14 protein-coding genes are annotated in these 16,919 nt (G+C 69.1%); 3 read left to right on the top strand and 11 right to left on the bottom strand.

The genetic code is table 11. From position 1 onward, the window contains the following. The first annotated feature begins 140 nt into the window (after nucleotides 1-140). Entirely contained in the window at nucleotides 141-818 is a 678-nt protein-coding gene (locus tag T333_RS06575) for a DUF8020 domain-containing protein (protein ID WP_357246093.1), read from the top strand. Between the two features lie 72 nt (nucleotides 819-890). On the opposite strand, the gene T333_RS06570 is transcribed toward T333_RS06575, so the two are convergent. After that, a complete protein-coding gene (locus T333_RS06570; protein ID WP_496423908.1) occupies nucleotides 891-2,135 on the bottom strand; it encodes a lipase family protein in 1,245 nt (414 codons plus the stop codon). Nucleotides 2,136-2,321: 186 nt separating this feature from the next. On the opposite strand from T333_RS06570, the gene T333_RS06565 reads away from it, so the two are divergent. Next, complete coding sequence (locus T333_RS06565) at nucleotides 2,322-2,969, top strand: cysteine hydrolase family protein (protein ID WP_355000226.1); 648 nt, start codon at nucleotides 2,322-2,324, stop codon at nucleotides 2,967-2,969. A 139-nt stretch (nucleotides 2,970-3,108) separates the two neighbouring features. On the opposite strand, the gene T333_RS06560 is transcribed toward T333_RS06565, so the two are convergent. Genes T333_RS06560 through T333_RS06545 form a run of 4 tightly spaced genes read right to left on the bottom strand, consistent with a single transcriptional unit; the run spans nucleotide 3,109 to nucleotide 7,694 of the window. Then, nucleotides 3,109-5,478 (bottom strand): ATP-dependent DNA ligase, encoded by a 2,370-nt coding sequence (locus T333_RS06560; protein ID WP_355000227.1) that lies wholly within the window; start codon nucleotides 5,476-5,478, stop codon nucleotides 3,109-3,111. A 54-nt stretch (nucleotides 5,479-5,532) separates the two neighbouring features. Next, nucleotides 5,533-5,772 carry an antitoxin gene (locus T333_RS06555; protein WP_355000228.1) on the bottom strand — a complete coding sequence of 80 codons (240 nt, stop codon included), beginning with the start codon at nucleotides 5,770-5,772 and terminating at the stop codon, nucleotides 5,533-5,535. 51 nt (nucleotides 5,773-5,823) lie between these two features. Continuing rightward, the gene (locus T333_RS06550) at nucleotides 5,824-6,966 is read right to left on the bottom strand and encodes an MBL fold metallo-hydrolase (RefSeq protein WP_496423907.1); all 1,143 of its coding nucleotides are present in this window, start codon (nucleotides 6,964-6,966) and stop codon (nucleotides 5,824-5,826) included. Continuing rightward, complete coding sequence (locus tag T333_RS06545; RefSeq protein WP_355000230.1) at nucleotides 6,966-7,694, bottom strand: enoyl-CoA hydratase; 729 nt, start codon at nucleotides 7,692-7,694, stop codon at nucleotides 6,966-6,968. Before T333_RS06545 ends, T333_RS06550 begins: the two co-directional genes overlap by 1 nt. A 90-nt stretch (nucleotides 7,695-7,784) precedes the next feature. On the opposite strand from T333_RS06545, the gene T333_RS06540 reads away from it, so the two are divergent. After that, nucleotides 7,785-8,897 (top strand): NAD(P)-binding domain-containing protein, encoded by a 1,113-nt coding sequence (locus T333_RS06540; protein ID WP_355000231.1) that lies wholly within the window; start codon nucleotides 7,785-7,787, stop codon nucleotides 8,895-8,897. On the opposite strand, the gene T333_RS06535 is transcribed toward T333_RS06540, so the two are convergent. The 6 genes from T333_RS06535 to T333_RS06510 all read right to left on the bottom strand — a co-directional run bounded on the left by T333_RS06535 (nucleotide 8,881) and on the right by T333_RS06510 (nucleotide 16,646). Continuing rightward, nucleotides 8,881-9,732 carry an aldo/keto reductase gene (locus T333_RS06535; protein WP_496423906.1) on the bottom strand — a complete coding sequence of 284 codons (852 nt, stop codon included), beginning with the start codon at nucleotides 9,730-9,732 and terminating at the stop codon, nucleotides 8,881-8,883. The two genes, T333_RS06540 and T333_RS06535, sit on opposite strands and share 17 nt — an antisense overlap. A gap of 141 nt (nucleotides 9,733-9,873) precedes the next feature. Next, complete coding sequence (locus T333_RS06530; protein ID WP_496423905.1) at nucleotides 9,874-11,478, bottom strand: carboxyl transferase domain-containing protein; 1,605 nt, start codon at nucleotides 11,476-11,478, stop codon at nucleotides 9,874-9,876. A gap of 94 nt (nucleotides 11,479-11,572) precedes the next feature. Further along, entirely contained in the window at nucleotides 11,573-12,175 is a 603-nt protein-coding gene (locus T333_RS06525) for a GTP-binding protein (protein ID WP_174414979.1), read from the bottom strand. Next, nucleotides 12,156-12,530, bottom strand: a complete 375-nt coding sequence (locus tag T333_RS06520) for a DUF742 domain-containing protein (RefSeq protein WP_067785475.1) — start codon at nucleotides 12,528-12,530, stop codon at nucleotides 12,156-12,158. The genes T333_RS06525 and T333_RS06520 overlap by 20 nt, the downstream gene beginning before the upstream one ends. A gap of 7 nt (nucleotides 12,531-12,537) precedes the next feature. After that, complete coding sequence (locus T333_RS06515; RefSeq protein WP_011207200.1) at nucleotides 12,538-12,951, bottom strand: roadblock/LC7 domain-containing protein; 414 nt, start codon at nucleotides 12,949-12,951, stop codon at nucleotides 12,538-12,540. Further along, a complete protein-coding gene (locus tag T333_RS06510) occupies nucleotides 12,948-16,646 on the bottom strand; it encodes a sensor histidine kinase (protein WP_496423904.1) in 3,699 nt (1,232 codons plus the stop codon). The genes T333_RS06515 and T333_RS06510 overlap by 4 nt, the downstream gene beginning before the upstream one ends. Nucleotides 16,647-16,919: the final 273 nt, after the last annotated feature.

Genomic DNA, 16,919 nt, shown 5'->3' with positions numbered 1-16,919 from the left:
CCAATTTCAGGGTCCAAACGGGCAATCGCCCAGTAGTGTGGCAGACGGCGCAGCTGTTCTCTGGATCACATCAAGGCTTCGCACGCGTTGAGGGGGAAGGTTTTTCGGCGTGCGGGGCGTTCGTAGGGCATGAAAACCTGATGCAGATTGGAACTCTGGAAATGATTCTCCGCAAGATCACCGCGGCAGCCGTACCGCTCGTCGCCGCCGTCGCCGTCGGCGCGGGCACTGTGCACGCACAACCGGCCGCCGCCCCCGTCCCGAACATCGGGTACGAGGCGAAGCTGGTCGGCGACAAGATCATCACCACCCTCACGGACGGTTCTTTCGAACTGACCGGCAACTCCGTGGACATCAACGACTCCGCCGGGAACGCGGTCCTCACCCTGCCGCTCTCGGTCCGGCAGGACGGGCTGGAATTCCCGCTGCCGCACGAGATCCGCGACGGCGGCCGGGTGCTGGAGCTGACGGCGGTCGCAAACGTCGCGCAGGCGCGTCCGGCGCAGGTGTTGCCCGTAGCTTCGCCTATCGAGAACCAGCGCGCCATGGACTCGTTCCTCTCCCAGTTCAGCATCGCGACCGCGATCGGCAGCTTCATCGGGTTGGTCATCGGCGGCGCCGTTGGACTGATCGGCTTCGCGGGCGGTGTGCTCGGCATTGCCACGGTTCCCGTCGCCGCCGCCATCGGCGCGATCATCGGCACCATCGCGGTCGGCGGACCGACCTTGCTCGTCGCGGGCATCGACCTGATCAACACCCTGAATGCCCCGCCGGGCACCACCAAGTGGGCGGAACAGGCCGGATCCCCGGCCAACTGAGCCACCCTTCCCGAACGCGGCGCGCACCGACGACCCCTCGAGTCGGTGCGCGCCGCTCTTCGTCCAGCGTCCTCAGCGAGGGTGGCACCCCGCCGCTACCGGTACCCCCGCGAACCGATCGGCGAGATAGTTCATCGCCCCGATCGCCTCGACGATCGCGGTCGGATTGTGGCCGGGCAGCGTCGAATGCGTGAAGGTGATGTCCGCGCCGAGCGCGCAGTAGCGGTCCAGCAGCGCGGTGAAGCCCGCGACGGGAATCACGTCGTCGGTGGTGCTGTGGTAGAGGTAGGACGGTACCCGCGGCGGGCTCGCGCCCAGCTCCTGCGCGTCCGTCGCCGCGCGGAAGGCCGGATGCGCCAAGAGGTCCGGCTCGATCGTGAAGTCGTCGACGCGCGTGCCGTTGTACTTCAGTATCAGGTCCAACCCGCAGGCCGAGCCGTCCTCGGCCAGCATCGCGTGCCCGCGCTCGTTGAGCAGCTCCGCCACGCCGTATCCCGGATGGTCGCGGGCGATCGCGAGCACGATCAGCAACGCCAGCCCGGCCTGCACGCCGCCGTCCACGCCGCGGGCGATGGCGGGCCAGTCGGCGGGCACTCCGCCGGAGGTGATCCCGGCGAACGCGACGTCCGGTGCGTAGTCCGGTTGCAGCTGCGCGGCCCACAGCGTCGCGTAGGCGCCGCCCGAATACCCGTACGCGCCGATCGGACTCGTCGGCCCGACGCCGCCCGCGCCGAACGCCCTTGCCGCCCGGATGCCGTCGAGCACGCCACGCCCTGAGTTCACCCCGTCGAGGAAGCGGGACCACGGCCCCTCGTAGTCACTGACCACCACCGCCCAGCCGCGGCGCAGCGCGTCCGCGAGGAAGGGCGTGTCGATATAGGTGGTCACGCCGCTCAGTTCCCACCCGCCGCGCAGCGCGTAGGAGGGCGCGCAGTGGCTGCCGAGACTGTCCTCGGGCACTTGATAGGACAGCAGCGGTCGCTCGCCCTGGCCCCACCACGGCAGGATCGGGGCCAGCACCGTGGCCATGCCGGGGATGGGCTCGTCGTTCGCGTCGTTGGTTCGGTACTGCACCTGCCAGGCCGAAATCGGCAGCGGCAGACCGAGCGGCGCGATCGGCCGGGATCTGATGACGGCGCCCGCGGGATACGCGGCGAGATCGGCGGGCGCGGCGTAGAACGGGTCGGCGTCGGGCCGTGGAATCGCCGCGCTCGGGGCGACATGCGCGAGCAGACTGAGCGACACCATCGCGGCGACCGCGAATCCCCGCAGCAGCGCGCCGAATGCCAGGACCGAACGGCCGTTCTTCGTCCTCATCTCGAGCTCCAGGTTTCACCGAGGCGCACCCGACCTCGCCTCGAGTCAATCGACGGTACTGCCGCGGCGGCCGCCCGGCAACATTCTTGGCGCGCGTGGTTACAGTGGTGCGAAAGTGCCCTCAGCGCAACCGAATCGCCGCTCAACACGGCCCGGCGACGCGGTCATCGAGAAGGAGAGCTGACCATGCGGTACGGCAACGGACTGGACATTCCCGAGGGGCTCGCCGATGTGTGCGGTCCGGACCGGATGGCGGTGATCGTCTACGACATGCAGGTGGGCGTGCTGTCGCAGCTGCCGGACGGCCCCGAGATCATCCAGCGGGTGGTGCCCGTGGTCGAGGCGGCGCGGCGCGGCGGCTACCCGGTCATCTTCCTGCGGCACTTCTTCCTGCCGCACCGGCTCAGCGGCAAGTTCGCGCTGCGGATGGCGATGAGCTGGCAGGGGGTCGACTCGGCCGACGAGGTGAAATCCATTCTCCAGCGCGATACCCCGCCCTTCGAGCTGGTGCCGGAGCTGCGGCCACGGCCCGACGAGGTGGTCTTCGACAAGACCTCGATGTCGGCCTTCGAGGGCACACCGCTGGCCAGCACGCTGCGCGACCTCGGCATCGGGGCGTACGCCATCATGGGCGTCGCGATGGAGATCGGCATCGCGCCGACCATCACCCACTCCACCGATCTCGGGTTCGTCCCGGTGGTGATCAGCGACGCGTGCGGCGGCCGGGATCAGGACGCGATCGCGCGCGCCTACGCGGATTTCGAGTTCCAGGGGCACGCGATCGTGACGGATTCCGCGACCATCACGCCGCTGCTGGCGGGCGAGAAGGAGTGAACCGGACCCTGTCGGCCCGGCGCGCGCCGGGCCGACAGGTATCGGTCAGCCTTCTTTCCGAACGGCCTTCTTCGCGGCATCCTGGGCCGAGTCGACCTGGCCAGGCCTTGGCAAACCCTTAGCGAACGGCGTCACACCGTCATTCGGATTCACCGGCCCAGCCCGGATGCCACAGCCGTCCGGTCTCGGTCCAGTTCATGAAGCGCACGGTGCCCACGATCTTCGGCGACACCCACACCGCTTCCTTGCGTTCCTCGGCGGTCAGCGGATTGTCGAACGGACTGGTCTTGCGTTCCAGCTTGCGCAGTCGTGCGGCCAAGTCCCGCATCCCCGCGTCGTCGAAACCGGTGCCGACCCGGCCCACGTAGATCAGCCGGTCCTGGTACGGAATGCCGACGAGCAGCGACTTGAACTCGCGCGCCTCGCTGCGCCGCCAGCCGCCGACCACGACCCGCTGGGTGCGCCAGTTGCGCTGCTTGACCCACGAATGTCCGCGCTTGCCCGGCAGATACACCGAGTCCTTGCGCTTGGCGACGACGCCTTCCATGCCGTGCTGCTGGCTGTAGCGCAGGGCGGTGGCGCCCGGACCGTCCAGCCGGGGCGGCACGCGCAGCGACGGCGCGTTCGCGGCCAGCGCCTCCAGCACCCGCCGACGATCCGAATAGCGTTTGCGGACCAGCGAGGTGCCGTCCAGATACAGCACGTCGAACGCGACGAAGACGGCCCGGGCGGCATCCGCTTGCAGCAGGCCCAGATTCGCGACGCCGTGATCGTCGAACACCACCGCCTCGCCGTCCAGGACGACGCGGTGACCGTCCAGCTCCTCGGCCAGCACCCCGATGCCGGGGTAACGGGAGGTCACCACGTTGCCCGCGCGGCTGCGCAAAAGCACCGCGCCGGAGTCGATCTCGGCGATGAGCCGGAAGCCGTCCCACTTCGTCTCGAAGCACCATTCGACCTCGTCCAGCTCGGCGACGTCACCGGAGACCGCGAGCATCGGCGCGAGACCGCGGGGAAAGGGCGCGGAACCGCCCGCAGGTACGGCCGTTTCGATCGGTGCCCTGTCGGCCGATTCGTCCGCGGGGCCGGGCTCGCCGCGCGCACCGTCGGCCGACTCGGCAGCCGAATCCGGCTGGTCCGCAACGGCTTCCGCGCCCTGCTGCTGATCGCGCATGAGGTGCATCAGCCACTGGTTGCCGTTGGTCTGGATGAGCGCGTAACGGCCGGTGAGCCGTTCGCCGTGGAAGCGGACGATCACCTCGTCGTCGCGCCACTTCTCGGTCTCGTAGGTGCCGGTATCCCAGATGGTCATCTCCCCCGCGCCGTACTCCCCCTTCGGGATCTCGCCGTGAAAGTGCAGGTACTCCAGCGGGTGGTCCTCGGTGTGCACCGCGAGCCGGTTCTGCCGCGACGAGGTCGGCGGACCCTTCGGCACCGCCCAGGACACCAGCACGCCGTCGCGCTCCAGCCGGACGTCCCAGTGCAGCCTGCGTGCGTGATGCTCCTGCACCACGAACCGGTCTCCGGCGCCCGGTGCGGGCGGCGCGGACGGCACCGGCTCCGGTGTGCGCGCCGGATCGCGCATCGAGCGGTACTTGCTCAGCGCGTCGGTGCCGCCTCGGGAATCCGGCGGGTCCATCTCGGCGAGCAGATCCCCGTCGTCCCGCCAGCGCGCGAGCACTTCCTCGAAACGCAAGTGCCGCAGTTTCTTCCGGTTCTCGATCTCGGCCCAGGTGCGTGGCGCCGCGGCGTTGGGCTCGGCGCGGCCGCGCAGCGAATAGGGCGCGATGGTGGTCTTGGCCGGGTTGTTCTGGCTCCAGTCCAGGAAGACCTTGCCGCGCCGCACGGATTTGGCCATCGTCGCCGTGACCAGTTCCGGGTGCAGCTTCGCCAGATTGGTGGCCACCTGTTTGGCCACCGTCGACGCGCCACCGGAACTCAGCACCCGGTCCAGCGGGACGTAGAGGTGAATGCCCTTGCTGCCGCTGGTGACCGGGAACGCGTGCAGTCCGATCCCCTCGACCATCTCCCGCACGGCGAGCGCGACCGTCGCGCATTCCGGCAGACCGGCTCCGGGTCCCGGATCGAGGTCGAAGACGATTCGGGTCGCCGGACCCATCTCGTCGCCGTCGAAGCGCCATTGCGGCACATGGACTTCCAGCGAAGCCTGCTGCCCGATCCAGGCCAGGCCGGCCTCGGAGTCGATCAGCGGATAAGCCACCCGCCGATCGGAGTGCGCGAGCGTGCGGCGCTCGATCCAGGACGGTGCGTGTTCGGCGAGGTTCTTCTCGAAGAAGGAGGGTTCGTCGACCCCGTTGGGCCAGCGCTTTCGGGTCACCGGACGCCCGGCGATATGCGGCAGCATCGCCGGGGCGATGGCCGAGTAGTAGGCGATCACCTCGCCTTTGGTGGTCCCGGTCGCCGGATACAGCACCTTGTCGAGGTTGCTGAGTTCGACCTCGATACTCGGTCGGCCAGGACCACCACCGAATGCACGGCGGGACACCATGACTCGATACTACGGCCGGGGACCGACAGGTGGGCGGTCCCCGGCCGTGCGTCCTCAGGCCTTCGGTGTCGGACCCGGCTGGCCGGGCTGCCCGGGCTGGCCGGGGTGTTCGGGCGGCACCACCTTCTTGGCGGCCTCCTTGCCCTTCTCGATCTTGTCCGTGTACTTCCCGTGCGTCTTCTGGTCGATGAAGTCACCGGCCTTGTCGACCGCCTGGTTGATCTTGTCGGCGTTCTTGGCCGCCGCGTCCTTTCCCTTACCGACCAGGCCTTTCAAAGTGTCCGCCAGGCTCATCGCCGTCGTTCCTTTCCTGTCGCCAATCGGGATGTCGGAGATACCGACAGGTCAACCTACATTTTCCCACCACGAATCGCGGGGAGGGAGGGCATGCGGCAACAAACGCTGTCCCGGCATCGGCACCGCGACCGAGGTGCCCGCCCGCTGCGCCGCGTCGACCATCCGGTGCACCGGCTCCGACCATCCGTGGAAGGCCAGATTGAACGTCGCCCAGTGGATCGGCACGAGCAAGCCGTGGCCCGGATCATCGACGCACAGGTCGGCGTGCGCGCGCACCGCCTCCTCCGGGTTCATGTGCACGTCGGCCCAGCGCTCGTCGTACGCGCCGATGGGCAGCAGCGTCAGATCGAACGGCCCCAGCGCCGCGCCCGCCTCGGCGAACGCCTTGGTGTAGCCGGTGTCGCCGCCGAAGTAGACCCGCCGGGTCGGACCCACGATGGACCAGGACGCCCACAGCGTGGTGTTCCTGACCAGTCCGCGGCCGGAGAAGTGCCTGGCCTCGGTGCAGGTGAGCACCAGATCGGTCCCGTCCCGTTCCCGGCCCAGGGCGGCGAGGGAAACCGAACCGCCCCAGTCCAATTCGACGATGCGATGCCCGGGAACGCCCCAGTGCCGCAGGTGCGCGCCGATACCCATCGGCACCAGGAACGGCGTGGACTGGCCGACCACCAGCGCCCGGATGGTCTCCTTGTCGAGGTGGTCGTAGTGATCGTGCGAGATGATCACCGCGTCGACCTGCGGCAGGTCCGCGAGCGGCACCGGAACCGGATGCAGCCGCGCGGGCCCGATCAGCGGGGAGGGCGAAACCCGTTCGCTCCACACGGGATCGGTGAGAATCCGGTATCCGTCCACCTCGATCAGCGCCGACGCGTGGCCGTACCAGGTCACCGCCAGATCGGCGGCCTCGGCGGGCGGCTGCGGCTTCTGCAGCGGAACCACCCCGCGCGGGCGGCCGATATTGCGCTTGGTGAACGCCGAATACAGCAGGGAGGGAACCGAACCCGCGACGATCTGGGTGCTCGGCTCCCTGTTGTGGAATTGGCGATCGCGGTAACTCACCGATCCGGCCGCGTATGGCTGGATGGCCGACATGGAGGCGCCGATCGCTGACGGTATGTCCCACGCGGCACGCACCACCCAGGTGAGCCCGACCGCGCCCGCCGCGTAACCGAGCAGTCGTTTGATCCGCATCATCGCCCCACGAACTTCGCCGCGCGCTTCTCCTGCCGTGCCACGCGCCCTTCCTCAGCATCGGCGCTGGTCCACGCGGCCTCCAGGGCGGCGCGCTGCTGCGCGGACTCCGGATCGCGGGTGCCATCGTCGTTGAACACCAACTTCAGGTGCCGCAGCGAGAGCGGCGCCAGATCCGCGATCGACTTGGCCCACGCCTGCGCGTCGGCCAGGGTGCCGATCTTGTTGGCGAAACCGAACGAGTAGCAGTCGGCGGCCTGAATCGGTTCGGCGCCAATGAGAATGGTGCGCGCCGGGCCGCCGCCGATCAGCGAGACCAGCCGCCGCACGGTCCAGCGGTCCACGGTGATGCCGAGCTTGGCGGCCGGGATGGCGATGTAGGCGTCCGGCGAGATCACCCGCAGGTCCGAGGCGAGCGCGATTTGCACGCCCGCGCCGAGCGCGCCGCCGTTGATGGCGGAGATGATCGGCACCGGGGCCGACTCGATCGTGTGCAGCATGTCGAGCAGGCCGGAGAGGAAATCGTCGGAGTAGACGCCGGACAGATCGGCGCCCGCGCTGAAGATCGGGCCGCGCCCGGTCAGCACGATCACCCGTGCGCCATCGGCGACGGCGGCTAGGACGGCCTCGCGTAGCCGGGTCACGAGTTCGCTGTTGAGCGCGTTGCGTCGCTCCTCGCGTTGTAATTCGATGGTGACGACATCACCATCTCGGCTAACACCGAGCATGCATCCTCCCCAACTGAACGTGTCGTTTGGTTACTCTCACTCTGCCACAGGCGGCCGCGGGAGACGCCGAAGGCGATACGATCGGCGGCTGTGCCGACCGACTTCGACATCCTGGTGATCGGCGCTGGTCAGGCGGGGCTGTCGGCCGGCTACCACCTCCGCCGCCTCGGGTTGCGCCCCGAACGGGACTTTCTCATCGTCGACCACGCGCCGGGACCCGGCGGCGCCTGGCAATTCCGCTGGCCATCGCTGACGCTCACCACCGTCAACCGGGTGCACGACCTGCCCGGCATGTCGTTCGCCGAGACCTTGCCGCCCGGCTCGGAAAGCGCGCCCGCCGCCACGGCCGTCCCGCACTATTACGAGCTGTACGAGAAGCGCTTCGATCTTCGGGTGCGCAGGCAGGTGTCGGTCGACGTGGTCTGCGACCGCACCGAGGACGGGCAGCGCTGCGACGGGCGCGGCGCCGTGCTCAACGCGGAGACCGACAGCGCGGGCACGCTCCGGGTGCGCGGGCTGATCAACGGCACCGGAACGTGGGAGCGGCCGTTCGTCCCGCGCTACCGCGGTCAGGAGAGCTTCGCGGGACGTCAGCTGCACACCCGCGACTATCGGACCGCCGAAGAGTTCGCCGGGAAGCACGTCGTGATCGTCGGCGGCGGTATCTCGGCGGTGCAGTTGCTCGACGAGATCTCGAAGGTCACCGCGACCACCTGGGTCACGCGGACCGAACCGGTGTTCCGCGACGCGGAGTTCACCGACGAGGCGGGCCGAACCGCGGTGGCGATGGTGGAGGACCGCGTGCGCGACGGGCTCCCGCCCGGCTCGGTGGTCTCGGTGACCGGGCTGCGCTGGGACGATCGCCTGCGCGCCGCCGACGCGCGCGGCGTGCTGCGCAGGCGGCCGATGTTCGACCACATCGAACCCGACGGCGTGCGCTGGGCGGACGGAACTTTCCAGCGGGCCGATGTCATCCTGTGGGCCACCGGTTTCCGCAGCGCGCTGGACCATCTGGCCCCGCTGCGGCTGCGCGGGCCGGGCGGCGGGATCACCATGACCGGGCGGCTCGCGACGCAGGTTGCCGTCGATCCGCGCGTCCACCTGATCGGCTACGGCCCGTCGGCGAGCACCATCGGCGCGAACCGCGCTGGTCGCGCCGCCGCCGTCGAGCTGACGGAGTTTCTTTTCAGAGACCGGCGGTGAAGGTGTCCGGGTTCGGACCGATTCGGCCGCCGCGGTCGAGTTCGTTGATCGCGTCCATCTGCTCGGGTGTGAGCTCGAAGCCGAACACGTCGAAGTTGGCGGCCATCCGCGACGGGGTGACCGACTTCGGAATGACGATGTTGCCGAGCTGCAAGTGCCACCGGATGATCACCTGAGCGGGCATGCGGCCCAGCTCGGCGGCGATCGCGGTGATGGTCCGGTCTTCCAGCAGGGTGCCCTGGCCGAGCGGGCTCCACGCCTCGGTGGCGATCGCGTTCTCGGCGTGGAAGTCACGCAGCTCGCGCTGGACGAGACCCGGATGCAGCTCGATCTGGTTGACCGCCGGGATCTCGCCGGTCTCCTCGATCACCCGGCGCAGGTTCGCCACGGTGAAATTGGACACACCGATCGACCGGACCCGGCCCTGCCGCTTGAGCTCCTGGAAGGCGCGGAAGCTGTCGACGAACTTGCCGGCGATGGCCACCGGCCAGTGGATCAGGTAGAGATCCAGGTAGTCCAAGCCGAGCTTGTCCATGCTCGCGTCGAAGGCGCGCAGCGTGGCGTCGTAGCCCTGATCCGAGTTCCATAGCTTGGTGGTGACGTAGACCTCGTCGCGCGGCAGCCCGAACGCGCGAATCGCCTGCCCCGTCCCCTGCTCGTTGTGGTAGGCGGCGGCGGTATCGATGCTGCGGTAGCCCGCCTCGAGCGCGGCGGTCACGACATCGAACACATCCTCGGGCGGCACTTGGAACACGCCGAATCCGAGTTGCGGGATGACGTTGCCGTCGTTCAACACGATCGACGGCACGGCGGAGGTCTCGCTTCGGAAGCTCACCCGATCGACCGTAGAAGTGCGGGGGCGAACCGTCAACGACGCTTATGCGCGTGTTGACACCCGGTTCAAAACGCGTGCACCAGCCATTTCGCTCGACGGTTCGGGTCGAATGGGTCGTCTGGGCCTCGGTCCGGGGGTGGTTCAGCGGCCCGCCGGAAGGCCGAGTCTGCGGTAGCGCTGGTGCCGTGCGCGTTCGAGATCGTGCAGGGGCAGGCCGCGCAGGAGGCTCAGCTCTTCGCCGATGGCGGCGACCATGCGGCGGGCGAAGTCGACAGGTTCGTCGGCGGCGTCGGGATGTTCCGCAACGATGCGGTCGACGATGCCGTCGGCGAGCAGCGCGGGGGCGCTGATGCGTTGGGCGGCGGCGAGTTCCGGCGCGTGTTCGGTGTCGCGGAAGACGATCGCGCTGGCGCCTTCCGGGGGCAGCGGGGCCAGCCAGGCATGCGTGGCGGCCAGAACGCGGTCGGCGGGTAGCAGCGCGAGCGCGCCGCCGCCGGTGCCCTGGCCGAGCAGCACCGAGACGGTCGGAGTGTCCAAGGTCACCAGATCGGCTATGCAGCGGGCGATTTCCGGGGCGAGTCCGCGCTCCTCGGCCTCCTTGGACAGCGCAGCACCGACGGTGTCGATCACCAACACCAGCGGTATCCGCAACTCTTCGGCCAACGCCATGCTGCGCCGCGCCTCGCGCAGCGCGGCCGGTCCCATCGTCTCGCCGAGGCGTCCGGCGCGATCGTGCCCGAAGACCACGCACGGCTGTCCGCGGAACCTGGCGAGCGCGTGCACCACGCTGCGATCGGTCTCACCCTGTCCGGTGCCGCTGAGCGGAACCCGTTGCGTGACATGGCGCAGCAGATCGCGAAGGCCGGGGCGGGCGGGGCGGCGGGATGCCCGCACCGACTGCCAGGCGGCGTCGGCGGTCGAACCGGCTCCGTCCGCTGCCGATTCGGGCCGTCCGCTCGAGCTCGCGCGTGAGACGGCGCTCTCCCCCGAGGAGGACAGCAATGCGTCGGGCCGCCCGATCGTCACGGTCGGTTCCGCGTACCGAGGATTGTTCGCGATCGCGTCGTCCGCCCGCACTTCTCCGCTGAGCACGCTCAGCGCGCGATGGGCGATCCTGCGGAAGACGTGCACCGGCACCACGCCGTCGATGACGCCGCGGTGGTACAGGTTCTCCGCGATCTGCACGCCCTCCGGGAAGTCCTTGCCGTACAGCGCCTTGTAGACGCGCGGACCGAGGAACCCGATCAGCGCGCCCGGCTGGGCGAAGGTCATGTGGCCGAGCGAACCCCACGACGCGAACACACCGCCCATGGTGGGGTCGCGCAGGTACACGAGATAGGGGTGTCCGGCGGACTTGTGCGCGGCGACCGCGCCCGCGATCTTCACCATCTGCACGAAGGCGACGGTGCCCTCCTGCATGCGAGTGCCGCCGGAGGTCGGTGACGCGACGAGGGGAAGCCCCAGCTCGGTCGCCCGTTCGACGGCGTCGACGATGCGTTCGGCCGCCGCGACGCCGATCGAGCCCGCGAGAAAGCCGAACTCGCAGGCGATCACGGCCACCCGGCGGCCGCGCAACAGTCCTTCCCCGGTGAGCACCGACTCGTCGGTGCCCGCCGCGGCGGTCGCCTTGCGCAGATCCTCGCGGTAACGCGGGGACGCGGCCACCTCGAGCGGTGGCCGATCCCAGCTGACGAAGGACTCCGCGTCGAGCAGTTGCCCGAGCCACTCACGCGCCGAAATCCGCATCGCGCGAGCATATCGGCACGATCGGACGGCGTAGCCGCCCGCTGCGGAACGGTCGGTGAGAGACAGCCGCGGTGAGCCGCGGCCGCCCCCGCGATCAGTAGCCCTGCATCACCTTGCGCAGGGCGTATTCGGTGAGCGACACCAGCGCCTGCTTGGCGGGCTCGCGCCGACGCGCGTCGATGGACAGGATCGGCACATCCGCGGGCACCGCGAGTGCCTGACGGATGTCCTCGATCGGGTATCGCGGTGCGTCGTCGAACTCGTTGAGCGCCACCAGGAACGGTAGGTTGCGCGCTTCGAAGTAGTCGACGGCCGCGAAGCTGTCCTCCAGCCTGCGGGTGTCGACGAGGACCACGGCGCCGATGGCGCCGCGGATCAGGTCGTCCCACATGAACCAGAACCGGTACTGGCCCGGCGTACCGAACAGATAGAGCACCAGATCGTCCGCGAGGCTGATCCGGCCGAAGTCCATGGCCACCGTGGTGGTGGACTTCATCGGAATGCCGGTCAGGTTATCGATTCCGGTACTGGCATTGGTCACCAATGCCTCGGTACGCAGCGGAACGATCTCCGAGACAGCACCGACCAACGTGGTCTTGCCGACACCGAAGCCACCAGCGACCACGATCTTCGCCGACGTGGGCTTGCTGGTGCGGGTATCGACCTGTGCCGTCGAATCAAATACGCCGGAGTCCACTGAGAACCCTTTCGATCAGCTCGCGACGTTCATCGTCGCTGGAATCGTCTTTCAAAGTCGCGGAAACGCGTACATGACCGGCCTCGATCAGGTCGGCAACGAGTACTCGTGCCACACCTATCGGAATTCCCAGTCGAGCCGCTACTTCGGCAACGGACGGCGATTCTCTGCACAACTCCACGATTGACGTTTCGATGTTGGTCAGTTCGAACTGCCGCTCCAGGGCGACCGGATGCGATGCGACGAGCGCCTCCAACGCCAACTCGACCGTGGGCCTGGTACGGCCCGCGGTCAACGAGTATGGGCGAACGAGGCTCGGCTCGGCGCTCCCCACGCGGTGATCTTCTATGTCCATCCCACCATCAGGAACCCATCGTGACGCGTGGCGTGGCCTGCACAGTCTGGCCAACACGCTCGACCAACAGAGCCATCTCGTATCCGACCTGTCCGATGTCGCAGGACGTGTTGGTCAGTACCGCGAGATAGGAGCCGTCGCCCACCGCCATCAGCAGTAGGTATCCGTGTTCCATCTCGACGACCGACTGCAGCACCGTACCGCCCTCGAACAGGTTCGAGACGCCGACGGAAAGGCTGGCGAGGCCGGCGGTGACCGCCGAGAGCTGTTCAGCGCGGTCGACGGGCAGCTGGGCACTCGCGGCCATGAGTAGGCCGTCAGCCGAGACCAGTACGGCATGAGCTACGCCAGGAACCTCGTTGGCGAAGTTCGAAACCAGCCAATCCAGCTGACGATTCGTACCACCTAGATCGGGGTTCATCGGTCTCCTTTGTCTCCGGTTAGGTTCATTTCTCTCATCGCACGGCCATCCCGGACGCCCTGCTGGTGACGGCTCAAGCTGGACCTGATCGATTCCGGATCTCGGCTAGGCGCTCGATCCGCGGAGCCGCTGACGGCGCCGGGGACCAGCCTCCCGCCCGGATTGCGTTGAGGCAAGCCCGCAGCCGTTTTTGTTTCGGCTTGCGCCTCACTGGCCCGTCGTGCGGCCTGCCAACCCTCGTCGCCCGGCGACTCGAAGGAGGCCGCGATCTGGGACCGATCCGGGTTCGGATCGGCCAGCCACGCCGACATCATCTCGGCGAAGATCGGGCTGTCCATCGGCGACCCGGTCTCGACCGCGGGCTGCAGGCGAGTCTGGAAGAACGACGCCGTCTTGGACGGGTTGGATTTGTAGCTGTGCTTGCCGGGATCGCGACCGCCCTGCGGCGTGCTCGACTCGGCTTCTTTCTGGTCCGAGCTGGTCGCGGCGGGCTGCACGGTGCGTTCCCGTTGCGGCAGGCCGACTCCCGGCGGCACCTCGCGCTGCGGCATCACCGTCGCGCCGGGATCGCGCTGCGGCAGACCGCCGGGCGACGGCGCGGCCGACGGACGCTGCGGCAGACCGCTCGGCGCCTCGCGCTGCGGCAGGCCGGTCGACGCGGCGGGCCGCTGCGACAGACCACCAGGCGCCTGTTCCCGGCGCGGAGCGCCACTGGCGCCCGGTTCGCGCAGGGGCAGTCCGTTGCCGGTCTGCGGACGCTGCGACAGACGGTTCGCGGCGGGATCGCGCTGCGGCAGACCACCGGAAGCGAAATCACGCTGCGGCAAGCCACCGGCGGCCGACTCACGCTGCGGCAGACCACCCGACGCGGACTCACGCTGTGGGAGACCACCCGCTGCCGAATCACGCTGCGGCAGACCACCGGAGGCGGACTCACGCTGCGACAGACCGGCGAACGGATCGCGTTGCGGCCGACCCGTTGCCGAATCGCGCGACGGCGCACCGTTCGTACCGGGCTCCCGCTGCGGCAAGCCGTTCGGTGCCGCGTCGCGCTGGGACAGACCGTTCGCGGCGCTCTCGCGCTGCGGCAGACCCGGGGACTGACGCGGCGGCATCCCGTTGGCGCCGGGCTGGCGCTGCGGCAGACCACCCGCGGCCTGATCGCGCGGCGGCAGACCGCCCGAGGCGGACTCACGCTGCGGCAAGCCACCGGGCGCGGCATCCCGCTGCGGCGGTTTGACGGCACCGGAATCACGCGGCGCCAGGCTCGACGAAGCATCCCGTGCGGGCGCACCGTTCGTGCCCGGCTGGCGCTGCGGCAGACCCGTCGTGCTCGGCTTCGGCGCACCGTTGGCGCCGGCCTGACGCTGCGGGAGATCGCCGGAGTTCGGCGTCTCGCGCTGCGGCAGCGACCCGCTGCCGGTGTTCGCGTTCGTGCCGGTCGGCGGCGTGGGCGGCCGCTGCGGGCCGCCCGGGCCTAGGCTGCGCTTGGGCAGGCTCGCCGCGGCGAGCTTGCCGCGCTGCGGGCCGCTCGGCGCCTGGCCGGGCTGTGGGCGCAGGGTCGGACTCGACTGGGCCGAGTCCTGGCGCAATCCGGTCGCCATCGAGTTGCCCGGCTGCCGCTGCGGAAGTCCCGCGTCGCCGCTCGGGTCGGCGGGCGTCGCGGCCGGGATCGGTCCGCTCACGCCGGGATCGACGGTGACCATCATGTTGCCGCCTGGCGTACGGGTGATCGAACGCATCTGCATCGACGACTGCGACGACTGGCGCTGCGGCGCGGCGGGCGAGGGCGTCGGCGTCACCGGCTGCGCCGTGATCGTCTGCCCTGCGACGATCAGTCCCACCGGCACGTGCACGGTCACGGTCACGCCGGGATCGCGCGCGGTGTCGAAGGTCGGGCGCAGTCGCACGGTCAGGCCGTGGCGCTCGGCCAGGCGGCCGACCACGAACAGACCCATGTGCCGCGCGGTGTCGGGACCCGGCTCGGCGGTCTGCTCGAGCTTCTTGTTGATCTCGGCCATCTCCGACGGGGGCATACCGATGCCGCGGTCGGCGACCTCGATGAGCATGCCCTGGTCGTGCGCCTGCGCGAAGGTGAACTTCACGTCGGTCTCGGGCGGCGAGGCCCGCAGCGCGTTGTCCAAGAGCTCGGCGAACAGGTGCGCGAGGTCGGAGGCGGCCGGTTCCTTGAGCGAGCCGCGCGGCGTGGCGCCGAGCTTGACTCGCTCGTAGTCCTCGACCTCGGAGATCGCGGCGCGCAGGACGTCGGCGATCTCGACGGGCGCGGACTTGCCGCGGCGCTGCTTGGTGCCCGCCAGAATCAGCAGGTTGTCGCCGTTACGGCGCATACGGGCGGCGAGGTGGTCCAGCCGGAAGAGGTTCTCCAACAGGCGGGGGTCCTTCTCGTCGTACTCCATCGCCTCGATGAGGCTGAGCTGATGGTCGACCAGCGACTTGGAGCGTCTGGCCAGGGTCTCGAACATATCGTTCACCTGGCGACGCATCTGCGCCTGGTCGCTCGCGAGGCGCAGCGCCTGGCCGTGGATGTCGTCGACAGCGCGGGCCAGCTGGCCGATTTCCTCGGTGCTTCGCACCGGCATCGGCTCCAGCGGCACGTCCTCCGGCTTCGCGCCGTTACGCAGCTGGGCGACCTCGTGCGGCAGATCGCTCTCGGCGACGCGCAGCGCGGCGAGGCGAAGGCGGTGCAGCGGCACGATCATCGAGCGCGCGACGAACACCGCGAGCAACAGCGCCGCGAGGATGGTCGCGATGACGATCGCGGTGTAGCTCCACGCGTCCCGGTTGGCCGTGGCGGCCAGCGAGTCCATCGCGCTGTCGATGTCCTTGGTCGCCTTGGCGACCACGAGCTCGTAGACGTCGACGCTGCCGGTCAGCGAGTTCTTCAGTTCACCGATCGGGATCTTGCCCGCCTGCGCCTCCGGGCTGTTCAGCAGCGAGACGCGGTTGTCGATGCCCGCGCGCAGATCCGCGATCGAGGCGTCGCCGTCGGGGAAGCGGTGCGCGAGCACGTTGAGCAGCTGGCGCTCGGAGTTCGCCGCGATCAGGAAGGACTGGATGCCCGACTCGGTGCTGTGCAGCACGTCGTTGAACGCGGCCAGCTCGCTGACCAGGGTGGCTCGGGTGTTGAGCGAGTCGACCAGACGCAGCTTCGCCGCGTCCAGCGCCGGGTCCGAGACCTGCGAGACCGTGCTCTCCACGATGCTCACGCTGTCGTTACGGATCCGGTCGATCCCGCCCAGCGCCTCCGCCGGGTCGGCGGCGGCCTTGCCTCTGGACAGGATCGCCTTGGCCTCGGTGATCATGTTCTGCAGCGCGGACTCGGCCTTCGGCTGACCCGACAGCTTGCTCACCGCGCTCTGCGCAGCACTGATCGCCTTGTCGAGGTCGCTGAGGTTCTGGTCGGTCACCACGCTCTGGCCTGGCAACAGCGAGACCATCTGCGAACCCGCCACCGTGGCCGAGTTCGCACTCAAGCCGGTGACGGCCGGGATCGCCTCGATGTTCGAGGCGACCCCTTCCAAGCGGTTCGCCTCGGTGAACTCCGAGGTAATCCTCGACACGCCGAGCCCCACCGCGACCGCCAGCGGCACGGCCAAAACCGCCGTAACCTTCCAGCGCAGGTCCCAATTGCCGAGCGCCCAGCGCTTCTTGCCGGACCTAGCGGCGTCACGCATCTCCCACTCACTTTCCAAACTGGCCCCATCCACGCGCCATCAGCGAACCTCCACAATCGCATGCTGGCTCGACGGGTGGAGCTGGCCGAGAACTGCGGCTGGCCGAGAAATTGCGTCTACGACGGCCCAAATAAGTGACATCAGATTCTAACGGATCAATAACAGCTTGGGTGACATCGAGTATAGCTACGGGCCTTGACCTGCCCGTTCCAGGCAAAACCAGAGGTCGCGGCACCCACCCGGGCGTCGCGTGAAGTCTGCCACAATCATGCA

The sequence above is a fragment of the Nocardia sp. CNS-044 genome, assembly GCF_059570515.1.
This window is presented reverse-complemented; position numbering and strand designations above follow the sequence as displayed.

Excerpts from the sequence above, each read along its gene's own strand:
- T333_RS06550 (WP_496423907.1), bottom strand. The coding sequence starts at position 6,966 with ATGCGGATCAAACGACTGCTCGGTTACGCGGCGGGCGCGGTCGGGCTC.
- T333_RS06510 (WP_496423904.1), bottom strand. The coding sequence starts at position 16,646 with ATGCGTGACGCCGCTAGGTCCGGCAAGAAGCGCTGGGCGCTCGGCAAT.
- T333_RS06520 (WP_067785475.1), bottom strand. The coding sequence starts at position 12,530 with ATGGACATAGAAGATCACCGCGTGGGGAGCGCCGAGCCGAGCCTCGTT.
- T333_RS06515 (WP_011207200.1), bottom strand. The coding sequence starts at position 12,951 with ATGAACCCCGATCTAGGTGGTACGAATCGTCAGCTGGATTGGCTGGTT.
- T333_RS06555 (WP_355000228.1), bottom strand. The coding sequence starts at position 5,772 with ATGAGCCTGGCGGACACTTTGAAAGGCCTGGTCGGTAAGGGAAAGGAC.
- T333_RS06575 (WP_357246093.1), top strand. The coding sequence starts at position 141 with ATGCAGATTGGAACTCTGGAAATGATTCTCCGCAAGATCACCGCGGCA.
- T333_RS06570 (WP_496423908.1), bottom strand. The coding sequence starts at position 2,135 with ATGAGGACGAAGAACGGCCGTTCGGTCCTGGCATTCGGCGCGCTGCTG.
- T333_RS06545 (WP_355000230.1), bottom strand. The coding sequence starts at position 7,694 with ATGCTCGGTGTTAGCCGAGATGGTGATGTCGTCACCATCGAATTACAA.
- T333_RS06560 (WP_355000227.1), bottom strand. The coding sequence starts at position 5,478 with ATGGTGTCCCGCCGTGCATTCGGTGGTGGTCCTGGCCGACCGAGTATC.
- T333_RS06565 (WP_355000226.1), top strand. The coding sequence starts at position 2,322 with ATGCGGTACGGCAACGGACTGGACATTCCCGAGGGGCTCGCCGATGTG.
- T333_RS06530 (WP_496423905.1), bottom strand. The coding sequence starts at position 11,478 with ATGCGGATTTCGGCGCGTGAGTGGCTCGGGCAACTGCTCGACGCGGAG.